The 20450-nt window shown below is 68.0% G+C and carries 11 protein-coding genes and 3 pseudogenes; 7 read left to right on the top strand and 7 right to left on the bottom strand.

Going from position 1 to position 20450, the window contains the following annotated elements; translation table 11 throughout:
• Window positions 1-15 precede the first annotated feature (15 nt).
• The 5 genes from GA0070216_RS00160 to GA0070216_RS00140 all read left to right on the top strand — a co-directional run bounded on the left by GA0070216_RS00160 (window position 16) and on the right by GA0070216_RS00140 (window position 6262).
• Window positions 16-2727, top strand: a complete 2712-nt coding sequence (locus GA0070216_RS00160; RefSeq protein ID WP_091237212.1) for an AfsR/SARP family transcriptional regulator — start codon at window positions 16-18, stop codon at window positions 2725-2727.
• Window positions 2724-3437 (top strand): prepilin peptidase, encoded by a 714-nt coding sequence (locus tag GA0070216_RS00155; RefSeq protein WP_091237211.1) that lies wholly within the window; start codon window positions 2724-2726, stop codon window positions 3435-3437. Before GA0070216_RS00160 ends, GA0070216_RS00155 begins: the two co-directional genes overlap by 4 nt.
• A 40-nt stretch (window positions 3438-3477) precedes the next feature.
• Window positions 3478-4860, top strand: a complete 1383-nt coding sequence (locus tag GA0070216_RS00150; protein ID WP_091237210.1) for a hypothetical protein — start codon at window positions 3478-3480, stop codon at window positions 4858-4860.
• A gap of 160 nt (window positions 4861-5020) precedes the next feature.
• Window positions 5021-5191, top strand: a complete 171-nt coding sequence (locus GA0070216_RS35175) for a hypothetical protein (RefSeq protein ID WP_245722224.1) — start codon at window positions 5021-5023, stop codon at window positions 5189-5191.
• Window positions 5192-5398: 207 nt separating this feature from the next.
• The gene (locus tag GA0070216_RS00140) at window positions 5399-6262 is read left to right on the top strand and encodes a hypothetical protein (protein WP_091237209.1); all 864 of its coding nucleotides are present in this window, start codon (window positions 5399-5401) and stop codon (window positions 6260-6262) included.
• On the opposite strand, the gene GA0070216_RS00135 is transcribed toward GA0070216_RS00140, so the two are convergent.
• From GA0070216_RS00135 to GA0070216_RS00115, 5 genes and pseudogenes are all read right to left on the bottom strand, one after another.
• On the bottom strand, window positions 6154-6834 hold the full coding sequence (locus GA0070216_RS00135) for a hypothetical protein (protein ID WP_141722987.1): 681 nt from the start codon (window positions 6832-6834) through the stop codon (window positions 6154-6156). The two genes, GA0070216_RS00140 and GA0070216_RS00135, sit on opposite strands and share 109 nt — an antisense overlap.
• 275 nt (window positions 6835-7109) lie before the next feature.
• Window positions 7110-7286, bottom strand: a pseudogene (locus GA0070216_RS00130) (transposase); the annotation flags it as partial.
• Between the two features lie 143 nt (window positions 7287-7429).
• On the bottom strand, window positions 7430-8809 hold the full coding sequence (locus tag GA0070216_RS00125; protein WP_176738773.1) for a calcium-binding protein: 1380 nt from the start codon (window positions 8807-8809) through the stop codon (window positions 7430-7432).
• A 210-nt stretch (window positions 8810-9019) separates the two neighbouring features.
• Entirely contained in the window at window positions 9020-9427 is a 408-nt protein-coding gene (locus tag GA0070216_RS33560; RefSeq protein ID WP_141722986.1) for a hypothetical protein, read from the bottom strand.
• A gap of 348 nt (window positions 9428-9775) precedes the next feature.
• A complete protein-coding gene (locus tag GA0070216_RS00115; RefSeq protein ID WP_141722985.1) occupies window positions 9776-16651 on the bottom strand; it encodes a laminin G domain-containing protein in 6876 nt (2291 codons plus the stop codon).
• A 1009-nt stretch (window positions 16652-17660) separates the two neighbouring features.
• Between GA0070216_RS00115 and GA0070216_RS34280 the strand changes: the two genes are divergently transcribed.
• Window positions 17661-17912, top strand: a complete 252-nt coding sequence (locus tag GA0070216_RS34280) for a hypothetical protein (RefSeq protein ID WP_091237204.1) — start codon at window positions 17661-17663, stop codon at window positions 17910-17912.
• Between the two features lie 226 nt (window positions 17913-18138).
• Window positions 18139-18874, top strand: a pseudogene (locus GA0070216_RS35170) (transposase family protein); the annotation flags it as partial.
• Window positions 18875-18958: 84 nt separating this feature from the next.
• Here the strand turns inward: GA0070216_RS35170 and GA0070216_RS33550 are convergent.
• Window positions 18959-19846 (bottom strand): hypothetical protein, encoded by an 888-nt coding sequence (locus GA0070216_RS33550; protein ID WP_141722983.1) that lies wholly within the window; start codon window positions 19844-19846, stop codon window positions 18959-18961.
• A 98-nt stretch (window positions 19847-19944) separates the two neighbouring features.
• A pseudogene (locus GA0070216_RS00090) lies at window positions 19945-20394 on the bottom strand (transposase family protein).
• Between the last annotated feature and the right edge of the window lie 56 nt (window positions 20395-20450).

Here is a 20450-nt window from a genome sequence, read left to right as displayed (position 1 = left end):
GAAGGAGGTAGCGCGATGCTGTCATGGCTGGGCCGCTGGACCGTCCGCGCCAGCGCAGGCAGCGTCCTACTTGCGGCCATCGCCGGAATCCCGGCGTGGCTGGCCCTCGCCGTGGGTTGGCCCCTGCCCCGCGCCGTGCCCGATCAGGACGGTCTTGTCGCGTTTTTCGACGGCGGCGTCACCGATCGCATGGTGGTCAACCTGCTCGCGGTCGCGATCTGGCTGGTGTGGGCGCTGTTCGCGCAAGCCGTCGTCGCGGAGCTGCGCGAGACCACCCGGGGCGTCAAAGACCTGCACCAACGCCGGCACCGCAACCCGATGCGCGCCGCCGCGTCGGTCCTGATCAGCTCCATGCTGCTGGGCAGCGTCCTGGCAGCCACCGCCGCGACCGCTGGGCCGCAGCCCGCTCGAGTCACCGCCGACGCGCCGATCGCCGCCGCCCAGGCCGCGCCGGTGCTCATCCGGGCGGCCGAAGGCCCGACGATCGTGCACGTCGGCACCGAGCGATACGTGTATGTCGTCAAGCGGGGCGACTACCTATCCAAGATTTCCCAGGCGTGGCTTGGCGACGCCGAGCGGTGGCCGGAGATTTGCCAGCTCAACAAGCACCGCCACTTCCCCCGTGCCGGGGGGACGCTGCGCGACTGCAATATCATCTACCCCGGGTGGGACCTCCGGCTGCCTGTCGACGCCCGCCCACCCGCCGGAACCACCCCGGCCCAGCCGCCCGCACAGCCGCCCCCGCCGGTGATCACGCCACCAACGACCGTGCCGTCCGCCGCGCCGAGCAGCCCGGCTGTCACGCCCAGCCCCTCCGTGTCGCCGAGCACCGCCGTGGACAGCCCGGTCACCGCGCCCTTGACCGTCCCGGCATCTCCTCCGGCAGCGACGTCCGCGCCCGCCTCGCCGTCCCCGAACCCGTCCCCGTCTTCCAGCCCGGCCCCGTCCGAGTCGCCCTCGGCAGCGCCGGCAGCCAGCGACACCCCGAGCCCAGCGGTAACCACCGACGAACACGGGGTCCAGCTGGAGTCGAACTGGATGCCGTGGGCCTTGGCCATCGCGATCAGCACCGCCGCCGCCCTGGTGTGGCTACAGCGCCGCCGCCGCTACACCGGCCAACCTGACGACGACCCGCCGACCGAGCTGCCCCCGTCAGTGGTCAAGCTCCGTCGCGCAGTCGCCCGTCATCCCGAGCTGGCCCACGCCGACACCGGCACCGACAGCGCTGAAGTGCCCACGCTGGTGCCCGACCTCGCACGGCTGCCAGCGGGCGGCACCGGGATCATCGGCGACGGGGCGACCGCAGCCGCCCGCGCCGCCCTCGTCGCCGTGCTGGCCTCGGGCAGCCCAGACCAGCCCGACGCACGCGGCGAGGTCGTCATCGACGCCGCGACCCTGGCCACACTGCTCGGCTCCGAGGTGGTGACCCTCGGCCCGTGGCCGCGTCTGCATGTGGCCGACAGCATGGACGAAGCGTTGACCGTGATCGAGTCCCGGCTGTTGCACCGCAGCCGCATCCTCGATGAGCACGCCCTGAGCGATCTAGGCGAGCTGCGTCAGCAGGCACCCGACGAGGAAGCACTGCCTCCGGTCATGCTCATCACCGAGACCCCGCCCGCAGGCGCCCGTATGCGCGCCAAAGTCGCCCTCGCTCTCGGCGAAGGGCTGCACGTGTCCGCGCTGCTGCTGGGCGAATGGGCCCACGGTGCCACCGTCGAGGTGGCCACAGACGGGCACACCAAGCTCGTGTCCGGCACAGCCGTCGAGCCGGTACCGCCGCGCCTGCCGGTGCTCGGCCCCGCCACCGCGATCCAGATTCTGACCACGCTGCGTGAGGCTCAGACCGGCGAGCCGCCCGCCATCGCCTCCGAGGCCGTCCCGATAACTGTCGAGCCCCTGCACGCCAGCCGCACCAGCGCCACGCCCGCCGAGACGACCGAGGTCCCGGCCCCCGTGCCCGCCGCCGGGCCTGCCGGTTCGGCGCGGGCGAAGCTGCGGCTGATCGGCCCGCCGCGCATCGAGGACATCACCGCCGAAGGTCGCCCCCTGCGGGCCAAAGCCTTGGAGTTGGCGGTGTACCTCGCCGTCCACCCGGATGGCGCCGCGACCCGCGAAATCGGCGAATACCTCGAACCCGACGCCCGCATCAGCCAGGCTGACCAGCGCGTGCACACGAACGCCTCGAACCTGCGCCACGTCCTCGGCCGTGCCGGCACCGCGGACGCCAAGAACGGCTACGTCATCAAGTCCGCCGGGCGTTACCGGCTCGACCCGGCCACCGTCGATGTCGACGTGTGGACGCTGCGCGACCTAATGCGCAAAGCGACCATCGCTTCCGGCCCTAACCGCCGCGAGCTGCTGACCGCAGCCTGCGACCTCTACACCGCACCCCTGGCAGAGGACCAGGACTACGAATGGCTGCCCCCGCATCGGGAAACAATCCGCCGCTGGGGCACCGAAGCCCACCTACTGCTCGCCGACCACATGCTCGACACCCACCACCCCGAGGAGGCGTCCGACCTGCTTGACAAGGCCATCGGCCTGGACCGCTACAACGAGGCCCTGTACGTGCGAGCAATGCACGCCCGCCACGCCCTCGGCGACGCTGACGGCATCCGAACCCTGCTGCGCGCACTCACCAAGGCTCTGGCCGACCTCGACGCCGAACCGCAGGAAGACACCATCACCTTGGCCACCCAGCTCCGCACCAGCCTGGACGATAAGTGATCTCCACCGTCGTCCCGATCCGCGCTGGCGCACGGGCGATGCTGCCCGCGCTGGCCGTCGTACCGCTGCTGCGCTACGCCGTCGCCGTACACAGCGTGGCCGACGACCAGCCGTGGCGCACCACCTGCCCGTGCGGGCAACCGCTGTGGCCCGACGCCATCGGCCCGTCCGGCCGCTGTGCCGGATGCGAGCGACGCGTTGGCGCTGCGCCGTACGCTGTCGAAGCCGCTGCGATGGCCCTGATCGCCGGGCTCGTGGCATCTGGTCGTACCGGCTGGGCGCTGGCCGCGTTGGCGTGGTGGGCCGCCGGGATGGTGGTGCTGTTCTTCGTCGATCTGGCCGTGATGCGTCTGCCGCACCGGATCACCGCAGTCACGACGGCCGGGTTCCTCGCCCTGCTGGCCGTCAGTGGCGACCCGCGTGCCTGGTGGCGCGCTGTTGGGGCCGGGCTGGTCCTGGCCGTCTTCTTCGCCGTGCTGGCGGTCGTCTCACACGGACAGCTCGGCTGGGGGGACGTCGCTGTCGCTGTGCCCGTCGCCGCTGTGCTCGGCTGGCACAGCTGGTCGGCCGTCTACGCCGGGACGCTTCTCGGCCTGGGTGCCGCCGCCCTCGCTGCGGTCATTCTTCGCCGTACGGGTCGTCTGGCGGCGGGGGCGTACCTGCCGCTCGGCCCGTTCCTGGTCGCCGCCGCCGCTGCCGTCGTGGTGTGACCGTGAACTGCGCCTCGAACCGAACGGAAGGAACCCGGTCGTGAACCTCAACGACCTCACCGCGCTCTACCAGGACAACCAGACCCTCGTTACCAGCCTCGCTGCCCTGAGCGCAGTCGGGATGCTACTGCTGATCGCGAACCGGATGCGCAAGATGGCCGCGCACCGCGCCACCCTGCTCATGGCCAACATCCTGACCGTCATCGCGGCGGCACTCGCGACGGCCGTGAGTTCGTCGGGCATGTGGAAGGTCTTCACCGACATTCTGGGCGAGTCCCCGCTGCGCTACGCCTTCTTCTGGTTCATCGAGATCGCCCTGTTCGCCAGCGCCCTGCTCGCCCGTGCCCGGCTGCTGCGCGAACCGGAGAAGGGCTCCACCGGCGTCGACGGCGCCGCCGTATGGGTCTTCGCCCTCCTGACCGCGAGCCTGTCCGCGCTCGACGCCGACTCCTTCAGCGAAGTCTGTCTGCGACTGGCCGCGCCATTGGTCGCCGCCTGGATGTGGGAACGCGCCCTGGCCGCCGAGCGCAGCGCCCGACTGGGCCGCACCGCCACCCGGATCAATTGGACCATCACCCTGGAGCGGGTGTTCGTCTGGCTCCGGCTCGCCGAAGCCCAAGGCCGCGACGTCACCGAGGTCGACCGCGCCCGCCGGCGTGCCCGCCTCGGCCGAGCCCGGCTCAATCTGCACCTGCTGCAAAGCAAGAAGAAGGCGTCGGCGTGGCGGCTACGCCGCGCCCACAACAAGGTGATCCGCCAGGCGATGCAGGCTGCCGAGCATACCGGCCTGGCCGACTTCCCCGGCGCCGCCGACGAGCGGGAAGCCATCCAGATGTATATGGCGACCCTCTACGGCTTCGTGACCGCCACCACGCCCGAGGCCGTCGCGCACCTCAACGCATGGCGATCCACCGACACGTCGGAGCCGCACGCCGTTGCCGACGCCCTTTACGCGATGACTCCGACAATCCCCGTCGCCGAGGTGGTGTCACAGTCGGTCAACGGCCACGACCTCGCGTCCAACTCCTCCGCCGGAGCTGAGGGCCGGGTCGAGCGCAGCCAGGAGCAGGAAATCGCACCGCAAGACGGCGACGACGACGCCAGCGCCGACCGGGTGAACCCAGTTGGTGCCGGCCGACCGCAGCGTCCGGTGTGGCAGCCCGAGTCTCCCCCCATAACCGAAGATCTTCTAGACGAAGACGACGACACGGACAGCGAGTCCGACCTGTCCGCCGTCGACGCAATGCGACGCTTCTGGGACACCGAGGTCGGCAAGGGTCGCATCCCCACCGGTGCGGAACTCTCCCGGGCCGCCAGGGTCCCTCCCGCGACCGGCCTCGGACGGCGCAAACGGCGCGAGTGGGAATCCGAACTGCCCGACGAACTCCGCAGACCTTTCGCTCATGCCGGCGACCGCGAATGACGTGGCCACCGCAACTAACGCTGAATGACGCCGCGCCACCAAATTAGTCATAGCCGTCGCCGTCTCGTTCTGTCTGTGGCCAGATGCAGGATCGCCACCGAGGTCGCCCGGAAAGCCTCGGACGCCATGGGCGCACTTGGACCAGACAAGGCTCTACGCGATGATCGTTCTCCTGCGGCCCATCCCAGCGGCGCTGGTCTATCGTCGTGGTCCACCAGCGCCGCTGAAGGCGATCGACAAGAACCGACTCAAGCGCATCCAGTACCGCACCGACCTGCTCGACAGCTTCCTCGCCCACACCGGCCTGACCCTCGAACCCGACCCAACCTAACCATTCAAGATCTGTAGCTGGGCCAATGCCCCCAGCCTCGTACTGGCTGACCCTCGAACAGCACCTGGACCGTCCAGAGTCCTACTCGAAGCTCGGACGAAAGTAGCCGATCAGTCACCTTCAGTCACTCATTGCCTTTTGTGGTCGAGTGATCACACAAGGTTCACTTCGATGTTCGCATCCCTCCATGCATCGAGGTAGATCGCCATGCGCGTCAGAACACTCGCCGCCTCACTCGCCCTCGCGATCGGCGGCGTCCTCACCGTCGCCGTGCCCGCCTCGGCTCACCCAGTCCTCAACCTCTCCGCCAGCCCCGCCACCGTCACGGCCGGGAGCACGGTCACTCTGACCATCTCCGGCACCTCTAATGGCAACTACACCGGCGCCCGCATCGAGGTCTTCTCCTCCACCCCCAGCAAAGGCGGCACCACCGGCAGCCTCACCTCGTTCACCAGCAGCCCATCGTGCGGCGGCACCCCCGGCACTCCGACCTGCACCGAGATCACCAACCGGTACAAGATCGGCAACATCACCCTGACCAACAGCCAGGCGTTCTCCTACACCGTCACCTTCACCGTCGACAGTGCGACCACCGCCGGAACGTTCACGTCGAAGGCCCAGTTCTACAAGTCCGACACCACCACCGACGGGCCCACCACCGGACCACTGATCACCGTCACACCCGCCACCGCCGACCTCGCCATCACCAAGGACAGCGTCTCCTTCGACCTCGAGATCCTGACCTTCTCCTTCACCTACGTCAACAACGGCCCCGCCGCCACCACCACCCCGCTGACCTATTCCACTGGCCCGTCGCCTTCCGGTTTTGCCTCCGAGCAAGACAACGACTGCGTAAGCGGTGCTGGGGAGAGCGCCTCCTGCGACCTCAACTTCTCGATCGCAGCCAACGACAGCGGGCTCCTCGTCTTCAGATACAGCCTTTCCCTGTTCGTCCTCGGCAACTACACCGTCACCGCCACCCTGCTGCCGGCCAACGACAGCAACACCGCCAACAACACCGTCGTCTGGAACTGCACCGCCGTCACCGCCCTCATCGTCAACTGCACCTGACCCGACGGCATAGATGAACGGGTGGGCCCGGACACCGGTCGGTGTCCGGACCCACACCGGCCGGTCCACGGCAGCAGCGGGTACTGATCGTCATCGGCCTCGTCGACAGCGTTGAGCTGGAGGGCCTCGGCCAGCCAGGTCAGCTCGTCCGGGCCGAGCACGACGGTGGTCCACTGCTTGATGGCCTGGTCGTCGTCGCCCTCGCCCTCGCCTTCGTACGCGCCGGGCAGCCGGACGGCGATCCACACGTCGTTGCCGAGCAGCTGCGCGGCCTGGCTCGCCGCGGCGACGGTCGGGTCGGCGAACAGGCTATGCTCGGCGCCCAAGTCCTCGATGTCTATGCCGTACTCGTCGCCCCAGGTGTGCTCGGCGGCCAAGCCGGCCGTGACGAGCACCGCCAGCTCTGGGTGCTGCTCGGCCGGGGTGCGCAGTCCTTCGCGGTGCTGGCCGTACTGCTCGTAGGCGGCCTGCGGATGCAGGCCGAGCAGGTCTCCCAGCCGCCACCAGTTCACGTCAGCGCCGAGCACGTCGCGCACCACGGCGGTGTGCAGGTGCTGGCCGGCGTCGCGCACCCGGCCGGCCGCGATTCGCGGCCTGGTCCCAGGTGGCGGCCGCGACGGCGTCGGCGGCTGAGTCCAGGTCGGCCGACAGCGGCGCGGCGCCCCGGCGGCGAAGTCCTCGGTGTGGGTCACAGCGTCGGCCGGGTCCACGCGGTCCTCGTCTCACCCTTGCGGCTCGGCTGCGGTCGCGGTGGTGTCGGCGCGACAGGCTGAGCCGCTGCGCCATGTTCAGCTTCACCTGCCCGTACGGCGAGATGTTCGACCAGAACAACGGTATGAGACCCCGCTGGTCCTCGGGCGACAGCGCCATCCCGCCACGGGGCACCTACTCGGATCCGCCACCGGATCCCGTCGATCAATGTTCGCCTACTCCACGACGACGGTCGACCCGGCCGCTTCGGCGCAGGTAGCAACGGCTGCAACGCCGCCCACTGCACCTCGGTCAGGTCGAACCGCCTCGTCACCGCCAGGGTGGTCCACGAGGTCTCCGGTTTCCGGTTCTGCTTGGTCGCTGAACCATCTACCGGAGACCTCGCTGCGTCTCGACCTCCAACACGCAGAGATCACCAAACAAGCTCAAGCCCTGGCAACGACTTCGACACAGGGCCTAGCAGCTACTGGTGGTGTCGCCGGTGTCGGTGGTGCAGGTGTCGGTGCCGAGGTTGCCGTTGGCGGTGTCGTCGCCGGCTCCGTCTTGGACGTTGATGGTGTCGTTGCCGTTGCCGCCACTCATGGTGTCGGTGTCGTCGGTGTCGGTGTCGGTGATGGTGTCGTTGCCGTTCTGGCCGTCGAGGTCGTCGTTGCCGGGTCCGCCGTAGATGTGGTCGTTGCCGTTGTCGAAGAGGTAGAGCAGGGATCCGAGGAGGGTTTCGCCGTAGTTGGTGTCGTTGCCGGCTTCGCCGTAGAGGTAGTCGGCGCCGTTTCCGCCGCCCATGATGTCGTCGCCGGCTCCGCCGTAGAGGGTGTCGTCGTTGTTGCCGCCGTCGACGGTGTCGGCTCCGGCTCCACCGTAGATGGTGTCGTTGCCGTTGCCGCCGTTGATGGTGTCGTTGCCGCCGAGGCCGCAGATGACGTCCGCGCTGCCGGTGCCGTTGAGGGTGTCGTTGCCGGCGGTGCCGATGATGGTGCAGCCCAGGGGGTTGCCGACGGTGGTGGTTTCAGCGTCGGTGTTGTTGCCGCTGGTCGGGTCGACCGAGTTGGTCGACGTGACGGCGGTGGCGGTGACCGTGCCGACCGCGTCCGCTCTGATGCCGAGGTTGAAGTTGTAGGAAGTACCGCTGGCCAGCGTGGACCTGCTGCAGTAGGCGACGGGCGGACTGTAGGAGCAGCCTCCCGCTGCGGTCAGGAGCGTCCTGGCCGCGCCGGACAGGGTGATGGGAACGGCGAGGCCGAACGCGGGGTCGGGGCCGTTGTTGGTCACCGTGATGGTGTATTCGTAGATGTCGCCGATCCCGACCGGGTCGGCGGAGTCCGACACCGAGACCGACAGGTCCGCCGACAGTGCAACGACAGCGACGTTGACCTGGAGGTCGCCGCCCTCGGGGCCGTAGCCGTTGTCGCTGCCGCCGGCCTGGATCCAGTAGGTGCGGGAGGCCACCGCGTTGAAGGTCACCTGTGACAGGCCGAAGTCGTAGTCGTCGTTGCAGCCGAGTAGCGACAAATAGGGCAGGTCATTGCCTTGATAGACGCCCAGGACAGTGTCGAGACCCGAGCCGTAGGTGTCGATGGTGACGGCGGAAGACGTGGTGAGGGTCAGTGAGTACCAGACTGTCTTGCCGACGACGCCACAGTTTTCGGTCGGCTCGTCGGTTTCCGTGGTGGCGTCGTCAATATTGACGTTGTCGGTGAAGGCCGCCGTGTGGGCCTCGGCGTTGGTGAAGTCGTCGTTGGCCGGCGCCGCCGCCAGGGCGGGGGTGGCGGTCATGAAGCCGAACGTGGCGGCGACGGTGGCTACGGTGAGCAGCCGTCGCAGGAGATGCTGGGACACGCAGAACCCCAAATCTGGGCAGGAGAGAAGCGCACGCTGCGGGTTCGCGATCATGCGCGCTGGAATTAGATGTCCTGGCCAGAACTCACTCAGCGTTTCAGTGTCATTGCTAGTTCACAACCTTCTATCAGATGTCTGTCGTGACATATCTGGGCCGTCACTTCGCCCGGGCGGTTTTCGAGCCAGCCGACCTTCTCGTGAAGGGCTTTGTCAGACGACGACGTCGCCCGGGCTCGTCCTCGCGGCAATGATCCAGGTCAGTTCGTCCGGGCCGAGCACGACGGTGGTCCACTGCTTGATGACCTGGTCGTCGTCGGCTTCGCATTCGTCTTCGTACTCGCCGGGCAGGCAACCGGCTCGACCCGGAGTGGTCCAGGTCGAGCCCGAAAAGGCGACCGCGATGTTCGTCAGGCAGCTCCGGGAAACCGGGCACCAGCAGGTCAGCTCGGCGAAGCTCGAGTTCTTCAACCCCGAGCTGCTCGCGCGCGAGATCGTCGACAAGGATGTGCCCGCTGAGGTGAACGCCCTCGTCGAGGCAGACGCGACCGTGCACAGCATCTGGGAGACGTCTTTCAACGAGGCAGCCGAGTCGAATCCCGCCGGGCTAAGGCTGCCCACGGCGTCAGTCTGGTAGCCACCCACAGTGTGCGGTCAATGAGGTTGAGTTGTTGTTGTTTGATCTGACAGGTTGGCGACACCACCTGTGGGTGACGTCTGGCCTTATCTGCTGGCACGTTCCGGGGCGATGGATCTCGAATAATCAGCGTTCCGTGCTCGACTCTCTGTTGCGTGTGGCTCTGGTGGCGGTCTCATCGGCGGTGCTGACGGCGGATTCTGGTTGGTAGCAGTCCAGAAAGGCGGTTCGCCGATGAAAGCGGTGCGGCCCCGGCGCAGTGGGTGGCTGCGCCGGGGCCGTGGAGCTTCGGGTGTTTACGGGTTGGTCGCCTCGGTCCGGGGGTTGTGGGGTTACCGGTCGATGCCGAGGTAGCGGGCGACGTGCACGATGATCTCTTGGGTGTACGGGGTGAGCCGGTACAGCTTCTGGGTGAGCACGGTGGTGGTGGCGGCGGTCAGGCTGGTGAGGTTCGTAAGGTTCGCGGGGTCGTTCTTGATGTCGGGTTCGAGGGTCTGGATCAGGTTGTAGATGCTGCTGAAGCCCTCGCGTTGCAGGGCCTTGGCCAGGGACGCCGGGGCGGTGGAGGAGGAGGCGGCGGGGTCGAGCAGGCGGCTGACGAACGTGACCCGGTGGAAAACGCGCCAGCAGGGTGGTTTCTGCTCAGCCTGGTTGGCCTGACGTAGGGCGGCGGCCTGGGGGGAGGTGGCGAGCCAGATCGGATCGACGACCTTGCCAAAGAAGTCCTCGAAGTTGTCCTTGGTGACGTCGAGGTAGAAGGTCATGAACCGGTAGGCGTCGACCCTGCCGGGGGCGGTGACGGGCTGTTTGGTCACGGAGTCGTAGACCGGGGTCTCGCCGTTGGTGTAGCGCTGCAGGTCCCGGCCGCCGGTGCACTCGATGTCGAGCCCGAAGGTCTTCGTGGCCGTCTTCGCCCTGGTGCGGGTGACGCTGCTGCCGGCCGCGATGCTGGCCTCGAAGCCGATCTTCGCGCCACCCATGCCGCCCTTGAGTTCGAACATGCCGCCCCCGCCGACGGTGCCCTTGATCGAGTAGGACCCGCCGGTGGTCTCGGTGACCGCGTCGGTGGTCTCGGTGGATTCGGCGAAGAAGCCGCCGCCGGCGGTCCAGATGTAGGTGTTGGCCAGGTTGCGCCGGGCCGAGGACCTGCTGGTTATCTCCTTGATCTTCTCGGCGGTCCGGTCCGGGGCGTGGGTCTCGGTGGACACCGAGTCGTAGTAGCTCTGGAGTTGCTGGGCCTGGCGCTCGACGCGGCGTTTGAGGGCGTAGGCCTCGCGGGGCTTGAAGTAGCTGTACTCGGCGCCGTCGCCCGCCGTGGGGTAGTGGGTGGGGTCGGCGAACGGGCCGGACAGCCCGTAGCCGACGAGCCCGTCGAGGGTGCCCTGCTTGGTGTAGAGCGGATTGATCTGGAACTCGATGATGTTCCAGTCGCGGGGGATGTCGGGATTGGGCATCATCCGGTAGGCGACGAGCGCCCCGGTGTGTTCCAGGCGCAGCGCGAAGATGTCCGCGGTGTCGGACTGGACCAGGGCGTATCCGGTGTTGGCCGGGATCCACCGCTGGCCGACGGCGGGGTTGAGCGGGCGGTCCGGGATCTCCCACGCCCCGCTGAGGGCGACGGTGCTGGTACGGGTGGTGTTGTGGCCCTCGGAGACCTCCGCGTCACTGGTCCAGCCGTTGGAGAAGTCGAGGCCGAACTCCAGGTTGCCCTCCTTGGCGAGTTTGAAGGCCGGTACGGCCTCGCCCACACCCAGGGGGGCGAGGATCATCATTTTCTCTGACGAGACCTCCCAGGAGAACTTCATCTTCGCCGAGACGTCCATGCTGGTCTCCCGGCTGGACGACAGCGTGTTGGTGACCTCCTCGGCCTGGACGAACGAGACCGTGGCGGCGTCGACGTAGTCGTCGGTGCCCGGACGCTTGACCAGGTTCTCGGAGGGAACCGGCGGCGCTCCCTCGATGTAGCCGACGAGCTGCGGGTCGAACTGGGCCTGGCCGACCCACTGGCTGACCAGGTTGCCGACCTTGTATCCGGTGATCAGGTGCCAGCGGCCGTCCTGCTGGTAGGTGTAGCAGCGTTTCATCACGCCCTGCACACCACGGTAGGGGACCCGTTGGGCGTCGGCGTACTCGGCGACGGCCGGGGCGGCGCCGATCATCTCGTGGAAGGTGGTGCGGATGCCGGTCAGCGCCGAGCGGACCTCGGCGGTGTCGGTGGAGACGGGTGCCGTGGAGAGCACGATGGCGGGCTCTCTACCGGCGGTGGTGCCCAGGTTGTTCCCACGCGGGCCGGCGTCGAGGACCGGGGCGCCGGCGACAGTGGAGGTGGCGTCGAACGGGTAGTAGCAGACCAGGTCCTCGGACTCCCCGCGCAGGCGGGTGAAGGCGTTGTCGAGGATCTGTTCGCCGGTCCGCGCCGTCTGCCACACCCGGATCTCGTCGAGGGTGCCGGCGAAGGCGTCGCGCAGGCTGTCGTCGGTGTTCGTGCAGCCGCCGATGGTGAACTGCTCGGGCCCGTAGCCGGCGGTCACGGCGGTGTCCGTGGCCGCGACCGGGTCGGCGGGGGTCGCCTCACCGTTCTGGTAGAGCCGGAACCGGTTGCCGCCCGGGTCGGGGGTCTTGACCCAGCTCACGCTGTGCAGTCTGCCGGTGTAGCTGCCGGTAATGTCGGCGGTGGTGTTCCCAGAGTCCTCCGGGAACGCCCACTGGGCGACGAGGCCCGGGGTGCTCTCGGTGACCGCCACGCCGATCTTCGCCGCCTCCCGGGCCACGTTCCACAGCCGTACCTCGCTGAGCACACCGCGCAGCCCGTAGCCGGTCTGACCGCTGCGGTAGCGGCCGATCTCCAGGGCCCCGTCGTTGCCCGTCGGCGCCGGACCGGTGAGCGTGGTGGTGCCCGCCGCGACGCCGTTGACGTAGAACCGGATGTCCGTCGTGTTCCAGTCGTTCGGGTTGGGTTTGCGGGTGACCGCGACCCGGGTGAACACGCCTGCCTGGAGTCTGGTCGTGGAGACGGCGACGCCCGGCTGGACGCTCGCCCTGTTCTCGTAGGTGAAGGCCAGCGCCCCGTCGGGCTGCACGTAGAACAGGTACGGCACGGTCCCGCCAGCGCCGTCGGCCAGCCCGCCCTTGCAGGCCAGCCCCTGGGTGTTGCCCAGCGCGTCGAGCCGCAGCGAGACCTCGATCGTCAGATCGTTGACCACGTTGAGGGCGTCGGCGCGACCGGCGTCCAGCCAGGCGGTGCCGTCGAAGCGCAGCGCCCAGTCCTGGTCGAACACCGCCGCGAGGTGGCCCCACTGGCCGGCCGGGTAGGCGTCCCGGCTGCGGACGAGTTGGTCGCCCACCCCGGCGAGGATCCTGTATCCGGGGAAATTGGAGCCGACGACCTTGGGGTTCCCGGCGATCGTCGCGTTGTTGCCCCGCCCGGTCAGGTCCGTGGTCCGCCGGCCGGGGAAGTTCCAGTACCCGAGCAGCCCTGCCTCCCGCCCGGTCAGCCGGCGGTCCTTGTCCGCCCTCACCTCATCGGCCGAACGGGCACGACCCCAGATCCGAACCTCGTCGAACTGGGCGTACGCCTTGTAGTCCCAGGCGGAGTTTGCGATTCGGCCGAGCAGGAGTTTGCCGGTGCCGGTGAAGTGCGCGTTGGCGGTGCGCCGGGCGACCTCCACTCCGTCCCGGTAGATGATCTGGTTGCGGTTGGTGCCCTCCCGGTCGTACACGCACGCCCAGTGGTGCCAGTTCAGATCACTGGAAGAGGAAGGAGCGTTCACGCCGTCGCTGAAGAAGTCCATCGAAAAGAGGTTGTTGGAGCGGAACCCGATGTGCAGGTACTGGTCGGTCGCGCCGGTGGTGCCGAGGCCGACGATGAAGTCGTCCCGGCCGTTTGCCAGGCGCTTGGCCCAGAACTCCACGGTGAAGGACGTGCCGGTCAGGTTGATTCCGGTGCCGCAGTCGAGGTAATCGTTGCTTCCGTTGCATTCGAGCGCCGACAGGTAGGGCGTACCGGACACACCGAGGGTGTAGCGGATGCTGGCGGCACCGGGCAGGTTGGCGTGCACGACGCGGCTCTGCGGGCCGGCGAAGCCCGGGCTGGCCCAGGCCTCCAGAGTCAGGTCGCCGACCATCGTCGCCCGGGGACGTTGGGCGGCCGGGAGGGAGAGACGCTTGGCGCCGTCGAAGGCGAACGCCCGCCCGGGGGCGTGGCCCCGCCAGCGGTTACCCCGACCGGCCACCACGTCGGCGGCCGTGCCGTTGGGTACGGCGTCGGTGGCCGTACCGGCGTCGACCGCCACGATGAGCGAGCCCTGGTCCAGGCGTGCCCCGGGGCGGCTGGCGGTGGCCGAGGCGTAGTCGTAGAGGACCGCGCGTACCTGCGTGCCCGCCGCCACCGTGGCCGGGGTCGTGGTCAGGGTGAGGGTGGAGGCAGCGGCGGGCGCGGCGTCCCGCAGCTGGTAGAGCGCCCCGAGCACGCTGACCCGCACGCCCGCGGCCAGTGCCGTGGCCAGCGGCGCGGCCAGGGTCACGGTGCTGGCCTGCACCGAGGCCACCGTGCCGAGCAGATCCCCGCTCGGGGTGCCGTTGAGGACGGCCGCGAACTGGTCGGCACGCCGAGGCACCGCGTTGAACGTCTCGGTCTGGGTCGTGGTGTTCGCCGTCCGGGTCACCACCACCGTGCACCGGGTGGCATCCGGGCCGGCCGAGACGGTGAAGCCCAGCTCGGGCAGGTCGACCCCGGTGTCCCGACTGGTCAGTTGCAGCCGGCCGGCGGGAAGCGTGATCTGCTTGGCCGCTCGGGAGGCGGTGACGTCGTAGTAGACGGAGAAGAACTGCCCGTCGACACCGCGGAAGTAGAGCACCACCTCGCCGGTCGCGCTGTCGAGCAGCACCGGTGTGTGCTGGCTCCACGCGAAGGCCAGCACGGCGCCGAAGACGCTCAGTCCGGTGGTGTCGACGGCGACCGTCGGCATCGCCAGCGTCACGTCGTCGCTGCCCTGTAGCCCTCCGCTGAGCGCGGACAGCACGGCCTGCCGGTCCACCAGCAGCACCTGGTCCCGGGCGAGCTGTGCCCTCGCGTCCTCCGCGGACCGCACGGCCGCGTTGTAGGGCGACGCCGCCGAGTTCAACGCCCCCAGTAACTCGTTCGCCCGAGGCGTCCGGTCGAGCGGCGAGATCCAGTGCCCTTCGTCGTAGCAGTAGTTGGAGTTGACGAAGCTGCCGTACCTGTTGCTCCAGTACTGGTACCCCGGGAGATACTGCCGCACGGCCTGGTCCGCCTGGTCGAGGACACTCTGGTCCATGATCAGCTTCGCCTGGGTGGCCGTGACCGCGTCCTGGGCCACGCTGAGCACGTCCATGTCCCTGGTCGGGTCCGGGCGTCCGATGGTGGACAGCGCGACCGACCGGGGCAGCCGCGCGAGCCGACCATCGACGGCCAGCGCGAGATCGAGGGTGGCGAGCAGAGGATCGCCGGTCGGGGCAGCGTCGTCGACCGTGGGGCATGCCAGCAGGATCCGCGCCTGCCGTTTCGTCGGGCTGGGCTGGCCGGCGTAACCGGCGACGGTCTCCTCCTGCTGGAAGTACAGCACCGCGGCCACCCCGGCCGCGAGGGACCGGCCCGCGAAACTGAACGTCTCCCGGGACAGTCCCGGGCTGTCTCCGACAGGCGCACCCGAGGTCACCCACGCCGCAGCACCTCGGACGGCGCCGTCGAACCCGTTGTCGGTGTGATCCGCGATGCTGGCCCCCGCGCCGTCGTCGAAGCGGTAGTAGGCGAGCAGGCCCGGCTCGACCCCGGCGAGACGACGACGGAAGTCCCGGGCCAGGTCGGCGGCGGTCCGCGTCTGACTCCAGATGCGTACCTCGTCGATGTCACCACGGAAGAAGTCGGCCGCGCTGGTCCCCGACCGTCGGGCCCCGATGTACGTCGCCACCCCGGCGGAGGACGAGGCGGAGGTGAACGACATCGTGGCGCTGGCCACCTCGACACCGTCGACGTACAGCCGGCCCTTGGCGGGAGTGCCGCCACCGAAAACCGCCGCGACATGGGTGTAGCGGCCGATCGGCAGCAGTGCATCGGGCGAGGTGAGCGTGTTGCCGGTGCCGGGATGGGTCAACACCAGTCCCCGGGCGGCATTCATGCGTAGCGTGAACGATCCCGCCTGCGCCCCGTCCCCGGCGGCCGCGATGACCCCACCGGCGACGGCCGGGTTGATCCACGCTTCTACGGTGTAGGCATCCCGCAACCGAGGGCCCAGCGTGATACCCAGGTCGACGTGATCGTCCTGGCCGTCGAGGCGCAGCGCGGTCCCCGCCCGATCGGTCGACAGCGGGACCGGCACCAGCGGCCTCTTGGTGAACGGGTCCGACCCGGGCTCGCGCTCGAGCACCGACGCGGCGTACCTCGGGTCCGGGCTGGTGTAGAACTGGGTGCCCGCCAGGTTGAACAGCCCGTCGTCGGCACGCTCGACGTTGAACGCGTCGATACGACCGGTCACCGAGTTCACCGCGAACAGTTGCCACCGCGATACCCCGTCGACCTGGGTCGGCAGCAGCATGACCGTGAACTTGCCGTCGGTGACGTTGCGGACGAACGACAACTGTCGGGTGGGCTCGTAGAACGGGTTACCGTCCAGATCCCGGGTGCCCAGGGTGTCACCGCTGGACGCGGGCGAGGTCGCACTGCGGCTACGCCGGTAACGCACCTCGAGCACCGGCTTGACCGTCGCCCCGACCTGCACGAACCGATCACAGAGCACGGTACGGGACACCACCGGCACCTTGGCCCCGACAGCCTGGGCGTAGTCCGTTCGGCTCCCGTCCCCCGAGGCGCCACCACTGGTCAGCCGGAACAACGCGTCCGGGTGCGACTCGTCGACCGACTGGCGAAACAGCAACAGGTACCTGCCGTCCGAGACGACCTGCAACGGTGCCTGAACACCCAGCCGGGCCGTCGTGGACAGGAACGGGTCCAGGTCAGGCTGCACCTGCGTGCCGACAGCCACCTCGGCCCGCCCACCCAGCTTCACCGCCGGCACGCCGACCGTCTCGCCGCCACCGAAGCCGACCTCGGTGATCTCGCTCGGAAACGTGAGCAACGGCGGATTGTCGTTCCAGTACGAACTGTCGATCTCGCCCCGCTCACGGTTACCCAGATCGAGGTTCAACACGTTGTAGTAGATGCGCCCGGAGTCGTCCATCGCGAACGCCACCGTCGCACCCTGATGCCGCACCGTCGTCGTGAAAACGTAGTTCCTGTCGCTGTACACCCTGACCAGGTTCTTGTTCGGCACTCTCTACCCCCAAGTCGACGAACCACGCTCATGGACGGAGTAAAACTGCTGAAGGTCCGGGTTCACACTGAAACGGACCTTCCGGTAAAACGGCCTACAGCGAATCCGTGTTACCGCGCCGAAACCCGTGAAGACACAGCGATTCGGACATTGGAATTGATTTCCGGAAATCGCACGAGCCGCCGCCCCTGCTCGCCCGGAGGGCACTCCGGAAGCATAGGTGCTGAATTCATGTGGGTCCACCGTTGAGTCTCCTCTAGCGGCTTCATAAAACGGTCGCACTCGCACCTCTGCACATGCGATCACGCAGGTCGCACCATGATCCCGGATGTAACAATTGACGCGGTGGTGCCCAAAGCAATGATCATTGCCCGTCGACGAAGACCCTGGAAACCCCGACTGACCTGCCCTTCTGGTCAACGTGGGCGTCAATGGAAATACTCTGGCGGACTGGTTGGTGTCGTTGATTTGACACCGAACGGTATTGCCAAACGAAGGGTCGGCAGGCTCGGGTTTCTGGGCATTGACGCCCCGACACGTGTTTATCAGGCGTCGCTCGCCGCGTGCTTCCTCGAGCGGGCCCTGATCCCACTGCCCCGGAGCAGCATTCTCAATGTTCGGACACGCGTTTTGTGCATCACGGTTTGCTCATACACGCCACGCGTCAAGCGGCGTCAGCTATAAAGCCCTGATGTCGGAAATGGCGAGGCGGGGTGTAGTCGCGGAGCCGACTTCGTCGGGTGCGCGGCCTGGTCCTGCCGCCGAGTGGGCACGGTGCCCTCGTGCTGCCGGGGCAGTCACGAAGGGGACCGTGCCCGCAGGGTCGGGTAGGTGGGTTACGTGCAGCTGAGAGGTGCGTCGAGGAGGATGGTGCAGACTGTCGATGCGGAGTCGTTGCTGATGTTCTGGTCGATGAGATGCGCCGACGGTGGTGGAGTCGGTCACGCCGGACGAGAACGCCGCGAGCAGGGCGGCAGCCACCCGGCGGAGATCAAATCCCCAGCTCAAGCAGATCTATGCCGTGTCCCGCCGTCGATGGTCCACAACGGATTTCGAGCACCTGAAGGGGGTACCGGGGGCCCTTTTCTCGACCTTCGCCGCCCTGGCGGGGCGTCTCCTGCTCGCCGGGGTTGCCCGATGGATCGTGATGTCCTACGCGACGGTGGTGGCACACCAATGACGCCGACCGTTGCGCGACCGGGCTCTGGATTGTTGAGCTGGTGGTGGCAGGCCACTCGGACCGGCCCGCGCCGAACGATAAGGCCACGTAACCGCCGAGCGGTGGCGCGCCCAACGCGGGTGCACCACCGCTTCTCCGATTATTGAGCCTTTTCCAAGCTTATCCTGCAGGTCGGGGCGGGTGTGGCGAGCCCGGAGGTCGATGAGGGCGAGGCTCCAGGTAAGACAACTACCTCGCCGAACGCATCTGAACGCACCTAAACCAGCGGCGATCCCGGTGGCGACGTCCTGACCCGGGCCGGCAGGGCTGCTCGCCCTGGGGCATCTGCTAACTGCGACACCTACGCCCGGCTTGCCGCCCGGGTTCGAGGTCGGTGTGGCCACCGCCTGGCGCTACGTGCAGGAAGCGATCACGCTTCTCGCTTCGGTAGCCATGGCCTCACCACGGCGATGCGGCGCATTCGACGCCTGGCGTACGCGATTCTGGACGGCACCCTGGTTCCGATCGACCGCGTCGCGGACCAGAAGCCGTACTACTCCGGCAAGCACCAGCGGCGCGGCGTCAACGTGCAGGTCATCGCCGATGCGGGTCGGCCGACTCGGCTGGGACTCACCGGCATTGCCCGGCTCGACCCACGACCTCACTGCCGCCCGCACCCACAGCATCATCGACGAACTGACCAGCGTGGACGTTTTGACCTTCACGGACAAGGGTTACCAGGGCGCCCGGGGCAGCGTGTGCACGCCATTCGAGCGGTGACGCTTCCGACCGAAGCTGCCACGCCGGCAGGAGGTGTCATCAACCGGGTCCAGGCGGGGATCCGCGCTCGCGGCGAACGGGCCATCGCCATGCTCAAGACCTGGAGAATCCTGACCAAGTTGCGCTGCTGTCCCCGCCAAGCCACCGCGGTCGTGCAGGCCATCCTGGTCGTGCATCACGTCGAAGCGGACCGCTACGCAGGATGGAAGATAGCTTATGGTCCGGCCATGGTTGCCCACGTGGCCGCTTCGGTTACGTGGGCAACCATGGCGGGTTGGATTCGGGGATCAGGTGCAGGTGATGATGAGACCGGTCAGCACGGTGCAGTTCCAGCTGATGGTGTTGTCGGCGGGGTTGGCTTCGTTGGCCGGGATCAGGCTGATGGACACCGTGTAGGTGCCGAGCGCGAGAAGGTTGACGTCGAAGAAGGCGTTTCCTGGCTCGTTGGTCGCGCCTGCGGGAATGACGAAGTTCAGGTCGCAGGAGAAGGACTGTCCGGGGATGAAACCGCAGGCGCTGCCGACCTGGCTGGCGAAGCCGGCTGGTGCGGCGCTGCCTGAGAAGGCGTTCGGGTTGGTGCTGTCGACCGGTCCCACGTTGGCGCTGGTCCAGTTGAAATTGAGCTGGTTGCCGGTGCGGTTGACCGGTCCTTTGGTGAGGATCAGGTCGGACGTGGCGGGGTTGACGGTGATGGTGGGGCCGGTGGTCAGGCCAATGGTGCTGTTGCTGGAGGTGTAGAACTGGGCGTTGCCCTTGAACGTGCCCGCCGTTGTGGCGGAGTCGACTGTGAAGGTGATGGTGTAGGAGAACGCCTGGTTGTTGGTGAGATTGATCGGGTAGAGCTTGTACTTGTTGGTGATCTCTGAGCAGGTGGGTGTGGACGGGATGCCCGCGCCGCAGGTGGGGCTGGAGGTGAACGAGGTGAGCGTGCCGGTGGTGCCGGCGGTGCCGGAGCCGGCGGAGACCTCGATGCGGGCGTTGGTGTAGTTGCCGTTCGAGGTTCCGGTGATCGTCAGGGTGACGGTCGATCCGGCGGTGACGGTGGTGGGGCTGGCGGAGATGGTCAGGGCCGGGTGGGCCGAGGCCGGGCCGGCGATTACGGCTGTGGCCGCTGCCGTGGTCAGCAGGATCACGGCGGCTCGGGCCGCCGATCGCCGCATGGTCGGGACGAGCATGACAGACTCCTAGTCTCCGCGTTCCCTGACAGCATGAAGCACGCAGGGTGGTATGAGTATCACAGTAAGCAACAATGATCAGCATGAATGAACCATGTTCATCCTGCGTGGCGTGGCTTCGACGTGGTGCAGGACGAGGATGGCCTGCACGATGGCGGTGGCGCGGCGTGGGCAGCAGCGCAGCTTGGCCAGGATCTTCCAGGTCTTGAGCGTGGCGATGGCGCGTTCGCCACGAGCACGGATGCGTGCGTGCGTCCGGTTGACCGCCTTCTGTCGGCGTGACAGCTTCGGTCGGAAGCGTCGCCGCTTGAAGGGTGTGCGCACGCTGCCGCGAGCGCCCTGGTAGCCCTTGTCGACGAAGGTCATCACGTCTGCGCTGGTCAGCGCGTCGGTGATGCCGTGAATGCGGGCGGCGGTGAGGTCGCCTGTCGGCCCGGATCGAGACGTCGCCACCGGGATCGATGCTGGCCACGGTGCTGACGGATGAGGGCGGCGAGGTGATTCAGAGTTCGGCTGGACAGCGAGATCGTGGAGGGGTAAGACAGCACAGGTGAGGCTCCCGGTTGGGGCATCGGATCTTGGTCGACTGCTGTCTTACCTGGAG

The organism is Micromonospora matsumotoense, assembly GCF_900091525.1.
GTDB lineage: Bacteria > Actinomycetota > Actinomycetes > Mycobacteriales > Micromonosporaceae > Micromonospora > Micromonospora matsumotoensis.
Note: the sequence above shows the minus strand (reverse complement) of the source record. Positions and strands in the feature narration are given on the sequence as shown.